Raw genomic sequence first — 17918 nt, forward strand, 5'->3', positions numbered from 1 at the left:
TCTTCTTTTTCACCAATAAGGAGAGAGTAACATGCGTTTATTACATACAGCGGATTGGCATTTGGGGCGAACGTTAGAAGGTCGAAGCCGTCTGGCTGAGCAAGCACAGTTTTTAGATGAACTGGCAGACATTGTGGAAGAGGAAAAGATAGATGCTATTCTCATGGCGGGAGATGCCTTTGATACGGTTAACCCTCCAGCAGCGGCAGAGCAGCTTTTTTACGAAAGTATGTCTAGGTTGAGCAACAATGGAAAACGTCCGATTATTGTTATTGCAGGTAATCATGATAACCCAGATCGGCTGTCGGCGGCTTCTCCATTAGCTGTTCATCAAAATATTACGCTTCTTGGTTTGCCTACTACCGATGTAGAAAGCATTCACATTCCTACATCAGATGAAATATTAAAGGTTGCGGCTCTTCCTTACCCATCTGAATCAAGGTTAAAGGAACTGTTAGCAGAAGAAAATGATGAGCTGGCTCTTCGAAATTCATATGATGCCAGAGTAAAAGGTATTTTCGATAAAATGAGTGAGCAGTTCACAACAGATACCGTTAATATTGCCATGAGTCATATTTACGTAGCAGGCGGAAGTTCAACGGACTCAGAACGTCCAATTGAAGTAGGAGGAGCTTATACGGTGGCGGCAACTAGTTTACCTGCTACTGCTCAATATGTAGCATTAGGACATTTGCATCGCCCGCAAATGATCAATCGCGCCAACACCCTTGCAAGATATTCCGGTTCACCTCTTGCTTATAGTTTTTCAGAGTCAGGATATGCAAAGTCCGTTACCATTTTAGATGCTAAGCCAGGAAAAGAGATTGAGATGACTGAAATTCCATTATCTAGCGGAAAGCCTTTGACACGTTGGAAAGCGAAAAACGGATTGTCAGAAGTATATACATGGCTTGAGGAGCAAAAAGATACGCAGGCATGGGTTGATTTAGAAGTTCACGTAGAAGATGCACTTTCACTAGAAGAAATCCATCGCCTTCGCAAGCTTCATCCAGGCTTTATTCATATTCGTCCGATATTCAAAGCAGAAGAACTAGCACTTGAAACACGTTCACAGCGCGAAGTGCCGATCGAAGAACTGTTTACAAAGTTCTACAGCAGGCAAACCGGCGGAGGGGCACCTGATACTGAATTAGTCAAACTGTTTTTAACCTTGATTAACGATGAAGAAGTATCGGGAAAGGAGGATGAAAAATGAAACCTATTAACTTGACCGTTTCGGGGCTTCACAGTTTTAGAGAAAAACAAACTGTCGATTTTGAAGCGTTGTGTTCAGGCGGTGTGTTTGGAATATTTGGTCCTACAGGAAGCGGGAAATCCTCCATTTTGGATGCCATTACACTAGCTTTATACGGAAAAGTAGAGCGTGCAGCCAATAATACACAAGGAATTTTAAATCACGGGGAAAATGAACTGAAAGTATCGTTTACGTTCGAGCTAGAAAACGCTAGTCATAAAAAACGCTATACTGTTGAACGAAGCTTTAAACGGACGGATGAGCTGCGTGTAAAATCAGCTTCAAGTCGATTGATTGAAATCGAAGATGAAACGTACGTATTAGCAGATAAAACAAATGATGTAAACCAGCAGGTACAGGAGCTTCTTGGTTTAACAATTGATGATTTTACAAGAGCTGTTGTATTACCACAAGGAAAATTTGCGGAGTTTTTATCGTTAAAAGGGACGGAGCGTCGTCAAATGCTTCAGCGTCTTTTTAATCTTGAGCAGTATGGAGATCAGCTTAGTAAGAAAATACGCTATCAAGTTCAGCAGCTAAAGACAGACCTAGATAAAATCACGGCAGAACAAACGGGATTAGGTGAAGCTTCAACAGAGAAAGTAACGGAAGCCGAGCAGCTTGTAAGTGATAGCATTGTACTTTTGGAAAAACGAGAAAAAGAAGCGTCTGATTTGCAGGAGAGATACGATCAGCAGGCGTCTCTTTGGAAAGCGCAGCAGGAAAAAGCACTGATAGAAGAAAAACTAGTGCATGCTTCTAAGCAGGAAGAGGAGATTAAACAAAAGCAAGATTTGCTGACGAAAGCTCAGCAGGCAGAACGTCTTTTTCCTTATTTAGAAACATTTGAACAAGCTGAAAAACAGCAGAAGCTTTATGAAGATAAAGTAGAAAAATTAAAAGCACAAATTGTTCAAAAAAGTGAGGAATATAAGCGATCGAATAGCTTATATGAGCAGGCTCGCTTGCAAAAAAATGAACAGCAGCCCAAATTAGTGGTTCAAAAAGAACAGCTTCAACAAGCTTCTGATCTTCAAAAACAAATTAAAGAAGGTCAGCAAGAAATAAAAGAAGCGGAAGTTTCTCTTCAGCAAAAGCAGCAGGCACTTCAAGGGAAAAATGATGAATTAATGGAAGCAGATAAGCGGTATCAGCAAGGCTTGACTCTTCAAAAAGAGTTAAAGGAAGCATTAACAAAAGTGGAGATTCAACCTGATTATCGGCAGGCTGTTCAGCAAGCATTCTACCGTTATCAAGTATGGAATAACGATAAAAAAAACCTAGATGAAGGTCAAAAAACGTATAAAGAAAAAGCCGAACAGCTTAAGCATTTGCACACACAAAAACAAACACACCAAGAGAGATATCAGCAAACAATAGAACGAAGTAAAGAGTTATTTTCAGATATTCAAGGCTTGTATCACACTGTATGTGAGCGGGAAAAAGAGTTTCAGCAGCTTTTTCAACAAGCAGATCGTTTAATGAGCGATCTAAAAAGACGTAAAGAAAAAGAATGGTCACGCCGTCTGGCTCATCAATTAGCTGAGCAGCTGACCCAAGGAGAGCCTTGTCCAGTTTGTGGCTCTGAGCATCACCCTAACCCCGTGTTACACCAACAAGAAGATGACGTCACAACTGAATCAGCGGATCAGTTCGAAGATCAAGTCAATCAATTGCGTGAACAGCGATTTAGCTATTCGTCGCTCAAAATGCAGCTTGAACAGCTAGCTAAACCTCTTGTTGAAAAAATACCTGAGTTATCTGAGTTTATGAACGAAGCTGGCGAAGTTCCTGCTTTAGGAGAAATGGATACAGATGTCTTTGGCCATTATGCTAAGAAAATAGAAGTTGAAATCAAATCTCTTGAGCAGGATTATTTGCAGGTAAGTGAAAAACAGCAAGCAATTCTCGGGCAGGTACAAAAGGTCCAGCAAAGTCTTGAAAAGATTGAATTAGAGCTTGCTCATTATCAAAAAGAACAAGCTGAATTAGAAGGAAAAGTAAATCAGCAAAAACAAGCGCTACAAGCAGGAAAAGAAGCTTTTCAACAAGATTATCCTTCCTTTGTATTTGAAGAGATGGAAAAAATTAATGAAAGGCTGACTGAAAGAGAAAAAGAAGAGCAGACAATAAAGGCTCGAATTGAAAAAAGCAGCGTATTTTTTGAAAATCAGCAAAAGAAAATCGAACGTCTAAAAGAAGAGAAATATGCGGGCGAAAAAGAATTTACAGAATTAAAAGCAATGCTGTCTCATAAACAATCTCTTGTTCACTCGCAAATTGAACGCTTGCGTACGCTTACAGATCAAGAAGATATTGAACAGGCGCTGCAAAAAACAGTTCTTTTACTTGCGGAGTTAGAGACGAATGAACAGCAGGCGTATCAACATTGGCAGACTGTTCAAAAAGCGTATCAAACGCTGCAAATGGATGAAAAAGCAGCGAGCGAATCTCTAGAAACAGCTCATATCCAGTATAAAAAAGCAGCTGAAAAATGGGAAGAAGCTATAGGGAATTCTTTATTCAGCGAAGGAAAAGAAGTTCAGCAAGCTTTGTTATCACATGATGAGATGAAAGTGTTGGATGAAACTGTTCAGGCTTATTGGGACAACATAAAACAGATGAAGTCATCAATTGAACAGTTAAATATCCAGCTGAATCACCAGTCCATAGAAGAGCAGCAATTTGAAGAAACTCAGCAGCTGCTTCATGATATAAAAGCGGCTGTGAAAGAAGCCGTTCAGCTCAAGGGAGCAGCTGAGCAAACGTTAAAAAGCGTCAAAGAACGACATGAGCGATTTTTAGTGCTTGAACAAGACCGTGAAGAAAAACAAGCGTTATTTGAACAGTATCAAAAGCTTCAAACAGTATTTAAAGGAAATGCTTTCGTGGAATATATTGCTGAAGAACAGCTGATGTCCGTTAGCCGAGATGCTTCGGAGCGTCTGGGTATATTAACACGTCAGCGCTATGCGATTGAAGTTGATTCCCAAGGCGGCTTTATCATGAGAGATGATGCAAATGGAGGCGTAAAACGTCCGGTTTCAACTTTATCTGGTGGAGAGACGTTTTTAACTTCGCTGGCTTTAGCCCTTTCATTATCTGCACAAATTCAGCTAAGAGGAGAATATCCACTGCAGTTTTTCTTTTTAGATGAAGGATTTGGAACACTTGATGGAGAGCTTCTTGATACCGTTGTTACAGCGCTTGAAAAGCTTCAATCAAATAATTTATCAATTGGGGTCATCAGTCACGTTCAAGAACTTCGTGCTCGTCTGCCAAAACGTTTGATTGTTGAGCCGTCCGAGCCATCTGGCAAAGGAACTAGTGTAAGAGTAGAAACTTTATAGGGAAGGAAATCTATATGAAGAAAAAAGACAGGCGGATAGGAACATGCGAATTATGCGGAAGGCAGGATGTCTTGACGACCGTACATCATTTAACGCCAAAGGAAATGGGCGGAGCGTTTGAACCAACGGCAAACTTATGTATTCCGTGTCATAAACAAATTCATGCATTATACACAAATGATGAATTAGCCATTCGTCTTAATACGATTTCTTTATTACAAGCTGATTCTAAAATTAGCTCTTTTATTAAATGGATTCGTAAACAACCTTCTTCTAAATTACCTAAAACCAAGAAATCAAACAGCCGAAAATTCAAATGAATAAAAAACCCCTTATCCGCTTTAATAGCAAAGATAAGGGGTTTTTTTAAGCATTTGCTGCTATATTTTGATCGAATAAATCTGGATCTAACGTATTTGTTCCTGAAATGCCATTGTTGGTATTAACAAAGTTACCTGTATTTAAAGAACCAGAGCCTGCCGCGGTTTTAGCCGCGCTTTTTGGAGAAACATAGAACGTATCTCCAAACGTTACGACACCGCCTCCGACGCTCGTGATACTAACGGGTCCAATCAATGCTGGCATGAAATTCACACCCTTTTTTCGTGATATTAATTTAGTATATGAGCAGCTTTTTAAAAGGTTCACTCACTGCTGCTAGCTTGTGAAGAAGCACTATTTGATGTTCCTGTTTCAGCTTCCTTTGAAGGTTCATCGTTGATCAGTTCGCGAATATGCTTAATGCGAGCTTCTGCATAAACATTGCACGTTGATCCAATATGGATAACTGATGAGAATGAGCACCCTTTTATATCAATTCTGTTAACGCGGATCAAAGGTATTTCATTCCATGTTTGAACGGGAATAGGTTCGTAATCGCCATGAGGAATAGGCTCATTAAAGATAGCGTAATCATCAAAGTTTCCTTCTCTACCGTAGAAAAACGGATACTGCCTCCGATCAGCTAAAGCTTTATTAAGTAGATGAATTTCTGTTGAATCTCCAATTTGGCAAAAGGAGCTCGCCGACAAGGAATTAATTTCTATATAATTAACAGAAGATGTGCGTGAAAGCATAGGTAAGCTCCTTTATGATAACGATAGTGGAACATAAGGGCCGATAATCAAAGATTCAGCCGGCGTATCAAATGTTGAGGATAGAGAGATGTAATTGGCATCACCAATTAAAAAAAGAGAAGAAGAAGATACGCCTGTAATACTAACGTCTCCAACAAGCAATTCGCGGTTTACAACGTTAAAGTTCATGAAGGGGGTCCACCTTTCTTTAAAGATTCAGGTAAATACGTTAAAAATGCGTCAATTCCTTTTTTCATATCTTCATAAAGTTTACCGATAATTTGAGGTTTGATTTGTTCAAAATTTCGTTCCATTTCTTCCGGCTGAACTTGCTGTATATAAAAAGTAATCCGCTGCTGCAGCTGCTTTTTAATATCTTCTAAAATAAACTCGTAGTACGATTCATCAATCATCATCGAGCGCTCATCAAGCACATGTTGAACCATAGAAAATCCATATTGATTAAGTTCACTTAAAATCGTTTCGTGGATATCAGAGACCCACTGTTTTTCTAGGTGGCGGTCCAATGGTTTTAAGCTAGGATTTTGCGGTCCAGGACCTCCGGGTTGTCCCGGCTGCTCACTTTGAGGCGGCTGCCCTTGTGGCTGAGCTCCTTGCGAAAATGTTACTTCTGGTTTCTCATTGATAATGATATCTTCTAAATTATCAGGCGTAAGAGGATTTAATCCAATATTTAATGTTCCATCTAATGAATCAATTTTTAACTGTTCAAATTTATATTCAATTTTATCAATTTTAATAGGTGGCTGTTCACCTAACTCTTTTATTTTTTGCTGAAGTTCTTGTACGTTTTTTTCAAGCTGAGCAATGCGTCCTTCTTGCTGCTGAATATACGAAGACATTTGCTGAACATACTGATGTACTTGCTGAATATAGTTCATGTTATCCACCTTCAATCACCTCGATTCCCTTATCTTCTGATAAAGAAAATAGTTATATATATACATATGGCGATGAAGGTTGTAACATGTCAGTCGTTGTCTCGAGCTGGAGGAGTTAACGACTGTGAAAAAGGAGCTGGGGCAGTGCCCGCGCCGGTTCCGGGAGTAAAGGTAGAAGGAGAAACAGATCCAAGAATGCCTTTTTTTGTTTCAGTAGGTGCGGCGCCTGTAAATCCTCCTGTATTAAAGAGATTTGAGTTTGGTTTAATGACACCAACGCTTCCAATTTGAAGTACCGAAGAGTTACTTACAGCACTGATTTTCATACTTTGAATACAGATACTTTGATTCACATAAAAGTTCATAAGCATCCTCCTGTATGAGCTTCATTTCTATTATAGATTTCCAGCGACATTTTGATCATTTACGTCATTGTCTGACGTATTGGTTGAGCTCTGCTGATTCACAACATATAATCCGTCACCTGTATTAAACGAACCTGCGCCAGCAAATGTTTTAGCAGTGGAAATAGGGGCTATTGTATAAACATCTCCAATATGAAAGACGCTGGCTGAACCAACACTGTTAAGATTAACAACACCAACAATGGCAGGCATAGGCAAACACCCTTTTAATTTAGTCTAGTAACAGCATATGAAGCCTAGACAAAAAGGTGATTAATGCTTTTTCCTTATCTATATGCAGAGAGTAAGCAAAACATTAAAGAGAGGAATGGAAATAGTAAACATTGAAGAAAAACTTTTGCGTTCGATATAATGTGAAAGCAATAATGAAATAAGGTAAGGTGTGAAAGAATGAAACGTTTCAAAATGAACGCAGCTGATAAAGAACAGCGTATTGAAGCAGCGGATGTATTAAAAGGAATCGCGCTTATTGGTATTTTGCTCATGAACATGCCGAATTTTTATTCCCCTGCTTCCTATTACGACAATAATTTGTTGGACCGTTCAAGAATGAACTATGTTGCTAATGGATTAGTTGATGTAGTTGTAGGGCAGGCAGGCTACGCGCTGCTCGCTATTTTGTTTGGATTTGGTTTTATGAAAATGTTCCAGCGTACATACGAAAGGAAAGTAAGCTTTACTCCTTTTTATGTACGAAGAATGACGGCTTTGCTTCTTGTTGGGGCTATTCATGCTTTATTTATTTGGCACGGTGATATGATTGTGATATACAGCTTCTTTGCTTTGATCATGCTATTTTTTCAAGAAGCAAAGAAAGAAGTGTTATTAGCGTGGGGAACCGGAATATTTAGCATTTACGCTGTGATTATGATTGTTATTTTAACACTAGCGGCTTTTGCTAATGAAGGAGATACAGCAGCGGGAATTCACCAGCCTATTATTGACCAAGCGCTTCAAGTATATGGACACGGAAGTTTTGCGTCAATCTTTCATCAGCGCTTGTTTGATTGGTACTACGCGTATAATTTAAATACGGTTCCTTTTCTGTTTTTATCGCTATTTCCACTGTTTTTATTAGGCGGTTTTATGGCAAAAAGCGAGTGGTTCGAAGAAATAGAAGAATATATAGTGGAGACAAAGTGGCTTTGTCTTATTTCATTCATCGCGTATACAGCATCATCCGTACTGCCGTATGTTTTAGATCACAATGTAGCTACATCTTATATCCACGATACAATCGGAGGAACGGCAGGAGCTATTTTTATTGTAACGTTGGTCACATTAGCTATGCGAAGTGTATCTATTCAAAAAATCATGCAGCCATTTGCCTTTTTTGGGAGAATGATTTTAACTAATTATATTGTCCAGTCTATTGTATGTACATTCCTTTTTTACTCATATGGGTTAGGATACTACGGACATATTTCAATTGTAGAAGGTTTGGGTATTGCGATGATTATCATTTTTATTCAACTGCTGGGAAGCTGGATATGGATGAGCCTATTTTCAGATGGGCCGCTTGAAAAACTCATTCGGTATGCTACTTATGGACGCAGCCGCTAAAAATCCTTTTCCTTCCTTATATTATTGTTGAAGGAAAGGTTTTCATGATATGATATTTTCAGAAAGGACGTGAGATGAATGGCTCCACTACATATTCATGTAACGCTTTGGACATTGTTGATTATCTCGTTTGTGGTTTCGTTGATTTTACATCGAGCAGGTAAAGCTAAAGGTCAGAAAATCCTACATATGGTGGCGAGACTCCTATACTTATTAGTATTAGTATCAGGTCTGCATATGTTAGCAGCTTGGTACCATTTTCAAGGTGCAGCGCTCATTAAAGGGATTGCCGGAGTGCTAGTGCTTGTGGGAATGGAAATGGTACTTGTTCGTACTGAAAAAAGAAAACGTACAGGCGTTGCTTGGGCAGTTCTTGCAATTGCGCTTATCTTAGTATTCTATTACGGATATGTCGTACTAGGATAAGAAAAAAGCTATCTTGGATAAGATAGCTTTTTTCTTTTGCTTTAATCTAAAAAAATATTCATCGAACGCTCTCCATCGTTAACGGTATATTCAAATCGATCTAGGTGATGTGTACCTCGTTCGAATAAATGCTGAACGGCACAAATTTTTTCCTCATTGTCATAAATGATAAAATTAGCACCTTTTGTATCACCGTCTGTCGGTAAAAAACATAATGTGTTGTGACAGTAAATACAATCATAAAGAGAGAATTTTAATGAATTTAAGTGCTGAGTAAATGATAAAAAGGTCTCTTTCGGTAGTGATTGAAGAAGCTGTTCGTATGCATAAGGTAGCTTTTTAGTCAGTCTTAACTTATCCCCATTTCGCAATAAATACGTTCCATCGTGAAGCTTTATTTGACGGTCATCAACCATAATGGCTTTTTCCCAGCGCGTATCAATAAGAAGTTCTAATGTATCATCCATTACTTCATGGAGCATGGAAGCTTCGTCACTTTCATCTTCAAAGAAAATCCACTGTGAATCAACACATTCAACCGTACCAATCACGAAGGAACGCGGCTGATTGTTCATAGCTTGTTGTTTAGAATAATGATTCATAATCAAACCTCCGTGTGAAATTTATCCATATTTTTTTATTGCCTAAAAAAGCTCTCTTTATAACTCAAAAGTAAAAATAAAATATAAGGACAATTCAACTGTAACTATTGCGTGCATACAATGGCATTATTTCATTCATAAACAAGAGCGTGAAAGAAAGGATGATAAACGATGTGTGGTATAACGGGTTGGGTCGACTTAAAGCGATCGCTTTTAAATGAAACAGCAATAATAACAAAAATGGCTGACACTTTATCGAAAAGAGGTCCTGATGACACCAACGTATGGACACAGCAGCATGTTGCTTTTGGGCACAAACGCTTAGTTGTAGTAGATCCTCAAGGCGGAAGACAGCCGATGACACGAGAAAAAAATGAACAGCTCTACACGCTTTGCTATAATGGAGAGCTTTACAACACGGAAGATATTCGGAAAGAATTACTAAAAAGAGGTTATCAATTTCAGGGACATTCAGATACGGAAGTACTTCTAACATCTTATATAGAATGGAAAGAAGCATGCGTAGATCATTTTAACGGTATCTTTGCTTTTTCAATCTGGGATGAAGCCAATGAAAAGTTATTTATAGCACGCGACAGAATGGGAGTGAAGCCCTTATTCTATCGATCTTATGAAGGTGGAATTCAATTTGCATCAGAATTAAAAGCGATATTAGCTCATCCTGAGGTGAAAGCAGAAGTAGGATTAGATGGATTAGCAGAAGTGTTTGGCTTAGGACCTTCTCGTTCTCCCGGCCACGGCGTATTTAAAGAAATAAATGAATTGCGCCCGGCTCACGCGCTCACGCTTACGCGTAACGGGTTGAAGATTTGGCGATACTGGAACGTAAAAAGTGAGCAGCATACAGATGATTTAGGTGAAACTACAGAAAAAGTTAAATTTTTAGTGCAAGACGCGATTGTAAGACAGCTAGTGTCGGATGTCCCGGTTTGTACATTTTTATCAGGTGGGGTAGATTCAAGCGCCATTACAGCAATTGCTGCAAATGCGTTCAAAGAAAGCGGCAAGGGCTCTCTTCATACGTATTCTATCGATTATGAAGACAATGATAAATTTTTTAAAGCAAATGAGTTTCAGCCAAATTCTGATGGAACTTATATCAAGCTCATGTCGGATACGTTTCAAACAAATCATCACCGCTGCATTATTTCAACGGAGGACCTTGTGCAGCATTTAACAGAAGCTGTAGAGGTGAGAGACCTTCCTGGAATGGCTGATGTAGATTCATCGCTGCTTTGGTTTTGCCGTGAAATCAAACAAGATTTTGTCGTGAGCTTATCAGGAGAATGTGCGGATGAAATTTTTGGAGGATATCCGTGGTTTCACCGAAAACATGATTTGTCTTCGGATACCTTCCCATGGATGCGTTCATTAGATGCTCGAATTGATTTGCTGCAAAGTTCATGGAGAAAGAAATTACAGTTAGAAGATTATGTGCGTGCAAGATATGAAGAAACATTAAAGGAAGTGCCTGAATTAGAGGGTGAATCGTTAGAAGATGCTCAGCGTAGAAAGCTGTTTTATTTAAATCAGATTTGGTTTATGACAACTTTATTAGATCGTAAAGATCGCATGAGCATGGGCGCGAGCTTAGAAGTACGCGTACCTTTTGCAGATCATCGCCTTGTGGAATATGCATGGAATATTCCGTGGGAGATGAAAATGACGGGCAATAAAGAGAAAGGAATTTTACGCAAAGCGCTTGAAGGAATTTTGCCTCATGACGTTCTTTATCGCAAGAAAAGCCCTTACCCTAAAACGCATAACCCAGCTTATACAAAAGCTGTAACTGTATGGCTGCAATCTCTTTTACAAGATAAACAGTCACCTCTTCATGAATTTTTTGATAAGCAACAGTTAAAGCATATTATTGATACAGGCGGAGAAGGATTTAAAGCGCCGTGGTTTGGTCAATTAATGACAGGACCTCAGCTGCTAGCTCATCTAGCTCAAATTCACGTCTGGTTTACTCACAATAATATTCAAATTGTTGAATGACAGGACCCTCTCAGTACAGAGGGTTTTTTTTATGAAATAAGTCATCTGTTTCTCTTTTTTGTACGTTTAAGTAGAGAAGAAGACCGCAGTCTATTTTTGTATAACTTTACATAGATATAAAATAAAAGCATGAAAGCACCGAATAAAGGGAAAGTGTACTGAAAACCTGGAAAAATGGTACAAACGTCATATTTTAATGGTTTAGTTATTGGTAATTTTATGATTTGAATAAAGACAAGCAGTTTATCGTTGTGTTTAATAATAAAGCTTTGTATAATATTTGTATAACTATTGTATAAGATTAGGAGTGTATGTATGCAAAAAAACGTAATCGTGATTGGAGCAGGTCCAGGGGGACTAGCGGCAGCAATGCTGTTAGCAAGTCATGGCTATAAAGTAGATGTATATGAAAAGCAAGGATACGTGGGCGGGCGAAATTCAGCGATTAAAATGTCAGGTTATACGTTTGATATGGGACCTACATTTTTGAGCATGCCACAGATTTTTGAAGAATTATTTCAAGCTGCTAATCGCAATGCGCATGATTACATGGACTTAAAACGTCTAAATCTCATGTATGAGCTTATCTTTGATGATGCGAAGATTCAGATGACGGATAATCATAAAAAGATGAAAGAAGAAATTGAACGTTTATACCCAGGAAACGGAGAAGGCTATGAGCGTTTTATGAAAGATACCGAAGCAAAGATGGCGGCTTTGCTGCCTTTATTGCAGGGCCAGATGGACCGTTTTCATCACTATTTAAAGCCTGAGGCAATTCGAGCACTACCGCATTTATCCTTAGGTAAAACACTCTATGATGTACTTGGCAAGTATTTCACCGATGAGAAATTGAAATTAGCTTTTACTTTTCAATCAAAGTACTTGGGAATGTCCCCTTGGGAATGTCCAGGAGCCTTTTCTATTTTATCGTTTATGGAACATGCTTACGGCATCTTCCATCCGATAGGAGGAGTAAATCAACTATCTCAAGCAATGGCAAAAGTAGTGGAAGAACATCAAGGGCACATCCACTTAAACCAAGGTGTCCAAAAACTATGGATTGAAAATAAGAGAGTAAAAGGAATTATTCTAGAAAATGGAGAGCGAATAGGGGCAGACGACGTCATTATCAATGGAGATTTTGCTCATGCGATGACGAATTTAATAGATGAAGGTACCCTTAAAAAATATGCAGTTAAAAAACTTGAAAAGAAAAAATACTCTTGTTCCACTTTCATGATTTATCTAGGCATAGACAAACAGTACAAAGACCTGCCTCATCACACGATTGTGTTCGCTGAAGATTATAAAAAAAATGTAGAAGAGATTACGAAAACGCTAGCTCTTTCAGAAGACCCTTCCATCTACATTCAAAACCCAGGTGTAACAGACCCAACTTTAGCACCAGAAGGAAAGTCTGCTCTTTATATTTTAGCGCCGGTTCCAAATAATTTCAGCGGTGTAAACTGGGATGAAAAACAAAAAGATTTTCGAGATGCAGTATTAAAAATTGTAGAAAAGAAAACGGGTTTCAAAGATTTAGAGAGTCATATTGAAGTTGAAAAAATCATTTCACCAAAGCAGTGGGAAGAAGACGTACTGGTCTACAAAGGAGCGACATTTAACCTTGGCCATCAGCTCACTCAAATGATGGTGCTGCGTCCGCATAATAAATTTGAAGAATTAGAAAATTGCTGGCTAGTTGGAGGAGGAACTCATCCAGGGAGCGGTCTACCAACTATTCTGGAATCATCTCGCATTACGACAAAGCTCATCTTAAAAAGAGACGGACAATTACTGAATGAGCCGTTTAAAACCATGAAGGAAATGGAGAGTGCATTATGAGAACAGCAATTGTTGGAGGCGGCATAGGCGGTTTAATTACCGCTTTGTTATTAAGCAAACGAGGGTTTTCTGTTGATATTTTCGAAAAAGAAAACAAGCTGGGCGGCCGGTTGGCGTTTGTAGAAAAAGACGGTTATAAAATTGATGAAGGTCCCACGATTGTCTTACTGCCTTTAATGCTTGAACGTATTTTAGATGAAGCGGGCATTTCTGCTTCTCAATATGAACTAATACGCTGTGATCCACTTTATGATATTCATTTTCCAGACGGTACGACCTATACAAAAAAAGCGACTGAAAAAGATCAGTTAGAGGAGATTAGCCGTTTGTTTCCAGGCGAAGAGCAAAACTACCGGCGTTTTATGACTGAATTAAAAAAGCGATTTGAATTAGGAAGTAAGGCATTTTTGGGAAAAACATTTGTAAATAAACGAGATTTTTGGACATGGCAAAACATCAAGGCATTAAAAAAAATGAATGCAAATAAATCAATGAGAAAATTTGTTTCAACGTATTTCCATGATGAACGTCTAGTAGATGCCTATTCGCTGCAATCTCTCTATATTGGAGGGAATCCTTATTCGGCACCAGCTATTTATTCCCTTGTTCCTTACAGTGAGCATGCTCATGGCATCTATTACGTAAAAGGGGGGTACGCAAGTCTTGTGCCACTTCTTGAAAAGACGCTGATAGAGCAAGGTGTAAGCATTCAATTGAATAAAGCGGTTCAAGAGCTTTCTATATCAGGAGACAAGACGGAAGGGGTTGTTGTTGACGAAAAACTTTACCCATTTGATCAAGTTGTTTTAAATGGCGACTTTCCTAATATGGCGAAAATCGCTCGAAAAAAAGAAAAGAAGTATGTGCCTTCGTCCAGCTGTCTGCTACTTTATCTTGGTTTGAAGAGAAAATATGATCATCACAATGTGCATCAATACTTTATGGGCAATGATTTGGCTAAACATATGGAAGCAGTGTTTAAGCATAAAACGATTCCTGAAGATCCCGCTATTTATACATTTAATCCCTCTGTTATTGATCCATCATTAGCTCCTGAAGGGAAAAGTGTGCTATATGCACTTGTACCGGTTCCATCAGGTGGCCACATTGATTGGAGCAATCAGCAAGATTTTGTTGACGGAATCATTCGAACTTTAGAAGAAAAAGGATTTGAAGAGCTGCGTAAAGAAATAGAGTGGGTAAAAGTACGCACGCCAAATGATGCTCAAGCATTTGGACTTTACGAAGGCGGAAGCTTTGGTATTGCTCCTGAGCTGTTTCAGTCAGGCGTATTCAGACCTCAGTACCAGCCGTACGAATATAAAAATGTTTTTGCGGTCGGAGCATCTATTCATCCAGGCGGAGGTGTGCCAATTGTTATGCAAGGAGCAAAAATGTTGGCCGATCATCTTATTGAACAATCATCTGTTCAAACGGTTGCAAAGCTTTCTTAAGATCTTGTGAAGCCATAAGGAAATGATGGTTTATCCTTTAATAGAGAAAGGGGTCCTATATGATGAACATTTCGTTAGACAAAGCGTACAATCAGTGTGAAGAAATTATTAAAGAAAACTCAAAAACGTTTTACAAAGCTTTTTCCATGCTGCCGTCAAAACAAAGAAAGGCAGTATGGGCGGTATATGCATTTTGCCGTCAAGTTGATGATATTGTAGATGAAGGAAGCAACCCTGAAATAGAGCTGCAGCAATTCGAATCAGAATTTGCCCGGTTTAAAAATGGAGAACTATTAAACGAAAGCGCCATGTGGGTAGCTCTGCGCAATGTATTTGAACAATATGAGATGAATGTTCAAGCGTTTGATGATATGATTACCGGCCAGCGAATGGATTTAGTAAAAAAAGAATACAATACGCTTGATGAAGTGAAAACATACTCTTATCACGTAGCGAGTACGGTAGGGTTAATGCTTTTACCGATTTTAGCTCCAACTACTCATAAAGAATTAGAAGAAGAAGCAGTTGCATTAGGCATTGCGATGCAGCTGACCAACATTTTAAGAGACGTTGGGGAAGACTTAGAGCGAGGGCGCATTTATTTACCGAAAGACCTTATGAATTCTTATGGATATACGCGCACGCTATTAGAGAACCGGTGGGTCACTTCTGAATTTATAGAAATGTGGGAGCACTTGGCCAAGGAAGCGGAAATGTATTATATAAAAGGGCTTCAGTCGATTCATAAATATCCCGTGGCTTCTCGTTTACCTCTTACAGGAGCGGCGCATTTATACCGAGCGATTCTTGATAAAATTCGAAAAGAACATTATGAAGTATTTACAGAAAAGCACTTTGTCACAAGTCAAGTGAAAAAGCAAATTATGACATCTATTTCTACGGGGTAACGCAAAGGAATTACTTTTCCTTTGCGTTACTTTTTTTAAAAAATATATGAAGGCGTTAACTATTATGCAAATAAGAAAAAAGTCTCATTTTTATCAAGTATTAACTTGAATATTCAGAAAATTAACTATATGATAATATACATAACATTAAATGTGAATAAAACTAACATGGGAGAGGGGTTACAATGAAAAAAGTAGAAGCCATCATTCGTCCAGAAAAATTTCAAGCACTGCGCGTAAAATTAGAGGAAGTAGGAATAAACGGATTAACGGTCTCAGAAGTGGCAGGCTGCGGTCAGCAAAAAGGAGAGGAGGGACTGTTCAGGGGACAAAGTTTTGAAATCAAACTAGTACCTAAAGTCAAGGTAGAAATGATTTTAGAAGCAGGGCAAGTTGATGAAGTCATTAAGATCATTCAATCAATTTGTTCTACGAATCAAATAGGCGACGGAAAGGTTTTTGTATATCCGGTAGAGGATGCTGTACGTATTAGAACGGGAGAAGCAGGTGTAGCGGCTATTTTATAAAAAGAGAGTGTTATTTTAATAGAGGGGGAGTTAAGCGTTGAAAAAGAAAATTAGTGCGGCTTTGTTTATTAGTTTGTTAGCGGCAACACGCGTTAATGCGGCTGACCCAACTGTCGAATCAGTCAGTGCATCAATTGACATGATGTGGGTAATGTTTGGGGCAGTACTTGTATTTTTAATGCACGCAGGGTTTGCGATGGTTGAAACAGGCTTCACTCGTTCTAAAAATTCGCTTAATATCTTAATGAAAAATATGCTAACGGTAGCTGTATCTTCCGTATTGTATTTTGTAATTGGTTTTGCTCTTATGTTTGGAAGTTCTAAAGGAGGATTTATCGGTTCAAGCGGTTTCTTTTTAAATGGAGAAAGCGATCAAATGAGCTTTTTTGTCTTCCAAATTGTTTTTGCAGCAACGTGCGCTACGATTATTTCAGGAGCGGTAGCGGAACGTATGAAACTATCGAGCTATATGATGCTCACAATTGCGATGGTAGCTGTTGTTTATCCAGTTGTAGGTCACTGGGTATGGGGAGGAGGATGGTTGTCTAAACTAGGCTTCGTAGATTTTGCAGGGTCGACAGTTGTTCATTTGACTGGAGCTCTTGGCGCGGCTGTAGCAGTTACTTTCCTAGGGGCACGTCTTGGAAAGTATGGAAGCGACGGAAAAGTCAATGCTATTCAAGGGCATAACATTCCACTTGGCGCGTTGGGTGTATTTATTCTATGGTTTGGCTGGTTTGGATTTAATGGAGGAAGTACATTAGCAGCCGATCCTGCTCTTGTACCTGGAATCATCGCAACGACATTAATGTCTGGGTCATGCGGAGTTCTGTCTTCTGCTTTATACGCAAAGTTTCGCTACAAACTTGTTGACGCTAGCTTAACATTAAACGGTGCCTTAGCCGGGCTTGTAGGGATTACAGCTGGAACAGCAAACGTATCGATCCCAGGCGCGATTGTCATTGGGCTGACTGCAGGAATTATTCTAGTAGAAGCTGTACACTTTATCGATAGCAAACTGAAGTTAGATGATCCAGTTGGCGCTATTACCGTTCACGGAATTTGCGGTATTTGGGGGACGTTAGCGGTAGGGCTGTTTGATACAGCTAATGGCTTATTTTATGGCGGCGGCGTACAGCTATTAGGTATTCAAGCTCTTGGAATTGTAGCGGTGATGGGCTGGACAATTGGAACGGTTGGATTGTTTCTGTTTGTCCTCACGCGTTTTTCTTCCATTCGAGTATCAAGCGAAGAAGAAATTGCTGGTTTAGATTTTGCTGAACACGGTTCATCCGCATACGAATTTCGTGAAAGTTTTGTAGCGACAGGAGACGGTAATCTTCATCCTGAATTTGGTGTTGGATTGATTGAGCGATTAAATAAAGTTGGTAAAGTATCGGATAAACCTCATATATCGAACGTAAATGAGACGGTATAGCAGTATATAGATGGAAAAAAGTGATTAAAAGTAAAAACTTTTAATCACTTTTTTTGTTTTTATCAACTTATTTAACAATAATGTAAGCGTTAACGTTATAATGGAAACAAAAGTGAGTTTGAAAC

General features: G+C 39.0%; 18 protein-coding genes. 11 read left to right on the plus strand and 7 right to left on the minus strand.

Features of this window, described 5'->3' with window-relative positions:
- The first annotated feature begins 31 nt into the window (after window positions 1-31).
- Genes LIS78_RS03290 through hlpB form a run of 3 tightly spaced genes read left to right on the plus strand, consistent with a single transcriptional unit; the run spans window position 32 to window position 4925 of the window.
- Window positions 32-1216: an exonuclease SbcCD subunit D gene (locus tag LIS78_RS03290; RefSeq protein WP_252284639.1), complete on the plus strand. Its 1185-nt coding sequence runs from the start codon at window positions 32-34 to the stop codon at window positions 1214-1216.
- Window positions 1213-4605: an AAA family ATPase gene (locus tag LIS78_RS03295; protein WP_252284640.1), complete on the plus strand. Its 3393-nt coding sequence runs from the start codon at window positions 1213-1215 to the stop codon at window positions 4603-4605. The genes LIS78_RS03290 and LIS78_RS03295 overlap by 4 nt, the downstream gene beginning before the upstream one ends.
- Window positions 4606-4619: 14 nt before the next feature.
- Window positions 4620-4925 (plus strand): HNH nuclease-like protein HlpB, encoded by a 306-nt coding sequence (hlpB, locus tag LIS78_RS03300; RefSeq protein WP_047931029.1) that lies wholly within the window; start codon window positions 4620-4622, stop codon window positions 4923-4925.
- 46 nt (window positions 4926-4971) lie between these two features.
- Here the strand turns inward: hlpB and LIS78_RS03305 are convergent, their stop codons facing one another.
- The 6 genes from LIS78_RS03305 to LIS78_RS03330 form a co-directional block, all read right to left on the minus strand.
- The gene (locus tag LIS78_RS03305; RefSeq protein WP_195781225.1) at window positions 4972-5190 is read right to left on the minus strand and encodes a spore germination protein; all 219 of its coding nucleotides are present in this window, start codon (window positions 5188-5190) and stop codon (window positions 4972-4974) included.
- A 59-nt stretch (window positions 5191-5249) separates the two neighbouring features.
- The gene (locus tag LIS78_RS03310) at window positions 5250-5681 is read right to left on the minus strand and encodes a spore germination protein GerPE (protein ID WP_195781224.1); all 432 of its coding nucleotides are present in this window, start codon (window positions 5679-5681) and stop codon (window positions 5250-5252) included.
- 12 nt (window positions 5682-5693) lie between these two features.
- Window positions 5694-5870 (minus strand): spore germination protein GerPD, encoded by a 177-nt coding sequence (locus LIS78_RS03315; RefSeq protein WP_013055355.1) that lies wholly within the window; start codon window positions 5868-5870, stop codon window positions 5694-5696.
- Complete coding sequence (gene gerPC, locus LIS78_RS03320) at window positions 5867-6583, minus strand: spore germination protein GerPC (protein WP_116076845.1); 717 nt, start codon at window positions 6581-6583, stop codon at window positions 5867-5869. Before gerPC ends, LIS78_RS03315 begins: the two co-directional genes overlap by 4 nt.
- Window positions 6584-6672: 89 nt before the next feature.
- On the minus strand, window positions 6673-6948 hold the full coding sequence (locus LIS78_RS03325) for a spore germination protein GerPB (RefSeq protein ID WP_029324687.1): 276 nt from the start codon (window positions 6946-6948) through the stop codon (window positions 6673-6675).
- A gap of 30 nt (window positions 6949-6978) precedes the next feature.
- A complete protein-coding gene (locus LIS78_RS03330; protein WP_013055358.1) occupies window positions 6979-7200 on the minus strand; it encodes a spore germination protein in 222 nt (73 codons plus the stop codon).
- A gap of 198 nt (window positions 7201-7398) precedes the next feature.
- Between LIS78_RS03330 and LIS78_RS03335 the strand changes: the two genes are divergently transcribed.
- Both LIS78_RS03335 and LIS78_RS03340 read left to right on the plus strand, forming a co-directional pair.
- Window positions 7399-8571: a DUF418 domain-containing protein gene (locus tag LIS78_RS03335; protein ID WP_209150949.1), complete on the plus strand. Its 1173-nt coding sequence runs from the start codon at window positions 7399-7401 to the stop codon at window positions 8569-8571.
- Window positions 8572-8649: 78 nt separating this feature from the next.
- Window positions 8650-8997: a DUF1516 family protein gene (locus LIS78_RS03340; protein ID WP_116515066.1), complete on the plus strand. Its 348-nt coding sequence runs from the start codon at window positions 8650-8652 to the stop codon at window positions 8995-8997.
- Between the two features lie 41 nt (window positions 8998-9038).
- Here the strand turns inward: LIS78_RS03340 and LIS78_RS03345 are convergent, their stop codons facing one another.
- Window positions 9039-9599, minus strand: a complete 561-nt coding sequence (locus LIS78_RS03345; RefSeq protein ID WP_195781222.1) for a DUF2777 domain-containing protein — start codon at window positions 9597-9599, stop codon at window positions 9039-9041.
- A 171-nt stretch (window positions 9600-9770) separates the two neighbouring features.
- On the opposite strand from LIS78_RS03345, the gene asnB reads away from it, so the two are divergent.
- The 6 genes from asnB (at window position 9771) to LIS78_RS03375 (ending at window position 17793) form a co-directional block, all read left to right on the plus strand.
- The gene (gene asnB, locus LIS78_RS03350) at window positions 9771-11618 is read left to right on the plus strand and encodes an asparagine synthase (glutamine-hydrolyzing) (RefSeq protein WP_252284641.1); all 1848 of its coding nucleotides are present in this window, start codon (window positions 9771-9773) and stop codon (window positions 11616-11618) included.
- 315 nt (window positions 11619-11933) lie between these two features.
- Window positions 11934-13466, plus strand: coding sequence for a phytoene desaturase family protein (locus LIS78_RS03355; protein WP_195781220.1), 1533 nt, complete (start codon window positions 11934-11936; stop codon window positions 13464-13466).
- Window positions 13463-14920, plus strand: a complete 1458-nt coding sequence (locus tag LIS78_RS03360; protein ID WP_252284642.1) for a phytoene desaturase family protein — start codon at window positions 13463-13465, stop codon at window positions 14918-14920. The genes LIS78_RS03355 and LIS78_RS03360 overlap by 4 nt, the downstream gene beginning before the upstream one ends.
- Before the next feature lie 59 nt (window positions 14921-14979).
- The gene (locus LIS78_RS03365; protein ID WP_195781218.1) at window positions 14980-15828 is read left to right on the plus strand and encodes a phytoene/squalene synthase family protein; all 849 of its coding nucleotides are present in this window, start codon (window positions 14980-14982) and stop codon (window positions 15826-15828) included.
- A gap of 185 nt (window positions 15829-16013) precedes the next feature.
- Complete coding sequence (locus tag LIS78_RS03370) at window positions 16014-16355, plus strand: P-II family nitrogen regulator (RefSeq protein WP_195781217.1); 342 nt, start codon at window positions 16014-16016, stop codon at window positions 16353-16355.
- A gap of 37 nt (window positions 16356-16392) precedes the next feature.
- The gene (locus tag LIS78_RS03375) at window positions 16393-17793 is read left to right on the plus strand and encodes an ammonium transporter (protein WP_252284643.1); all 1401 of its coding nucleotides are present in this window, start codon (window positions 16393-16395) and stop codon (window positions 17791-17793) included.
- Window positions 17794-17918: the final 125 nt, after the last annotated feature.

Origin of the sequence: Priestia megaterium (assembly GCF_023824195.1) — a bacterium.
Lineage (GTDB): Bacteria > Bacillota > Bacilli > Bacillales > Bacillaceae_H > Priestia > Priestia megaterium_D.

Bases quoted from the DNA above. Each gene is read 5' to 3' on its own strand.
- LIS78_RS03290 (WP_252284639.1), top strand. From the start codon at position 32: ATGCGTTTATTACATACAGCGGATTGGCATTTGGGGCGAACGTTAGAA.
- LIS78_RS03295 (WP_252284640.1), top strand. From the start codon at position 1,213: ATGAAACCTATTAACTTGACCGTTTCGGGGCTTCACAGTTTTAGAGAA.
- hlpB (WP_047931029.1), top strand. From the start codon at position 4,620: ATGAAGAAAAAAGACAGGCGGATAGGAACATGCGAATTATGCGGAAGG.
- LIS78_RS03305 (WP_195781225.1), bottom strand. From the start codon at position 5,190: ATGCCAGCATTGATTGGACCCGTTAGTATCACGAGCGTCGGAGGCGGT.
- LIS78_RS03310 (WP_195781224.1), bottom strand. From the start codon at position 5,681: ATGCTTTCACGCACATCTTCTGTTAATTATATAGAAATTAATTCCTTG.
- LIS78_RS03315 (WP_013055355.1), bottom strand. From the start codon at position 5,870: ATGAACTTTAACGTTGTAAACCGCGAATTGCTTGTTGGAGACGTTAGT.
- gerPC (WP_116076845.1), bottom strand. From the start codon at position 6,583: ATGAACTATATTCAGCAAGTACATCAGTATGTTCAGCAAATGTCTTCG.
- LIS78_RS03325 (WP_029324687.1), bottom strand. From the start codon at position 6,948: ATGAACTTTTATGTGAATCAAAGTATCTGTATTCAAAGTATGAAAATC.
- LIS78_RS03330 (WP_013055358.1), bottom strand. From the start codon at position 7,200: ATGCCTGCCATTGTTGGTGTTGTTAATCTTAACAGTGTTGGTTCAGCC.
- LIS78_RS03335 (WP_209150949.1), top strand. From the start codon at position 7,399: ATGAAACGTTTCAAAATGAACGCAGCTGATAAAGAACAGCGTATTGAA.
- LIS78_RS03340 (WP_116515066.1), top strand. From the start codon at position 8,650: ATGGCTCCACTACATATTCATGTAACGCTTTGGACATTGTTGATTATC.
- LIS78_RS03345 (WP_195781222.1), bottom strand. From the start codon at position 9,599: ATGAATCATTATTCTAAACAACAAGCTATGAACAATCAGCCGCGTTCC.
- asnB (WP_252284641.1), top strand. From the start codon at position 9,771: ATGTGTGGTATAACGGGTTGGGTCGACTTAAAGCGATCGCTTTTAAAT.
- LIS78_RS03355 (WP_195781220.1), top strand. From the start codon at position 11,934: ATGCAAAAAAACGTAATCGTGATTGGAGCAGGTCCAGGGGGACTAGCG.
- LIS78_RS03360 (WP_252284642.1), top strand. From the start codon at position 13,463: ATGAGAACAGCAATTGTTGGAGGCGGCATAGGCGGTTTAATTACCGCT.
- LIS78_RS03365 (WP_195781218.1), top strand. From the start codon at position 14,980: ATGATGAACATTTCGTTAGACAAAGCGTACAATCAGTGTGAAGAAATT.
- LIS78_RS03370 (WP_195781217.1), top strand. From the start codon at position 16,014: ATGAAAAAAGTAGAAGCCATCATTCGTCCAGAAAAATTTCAAGCACTG.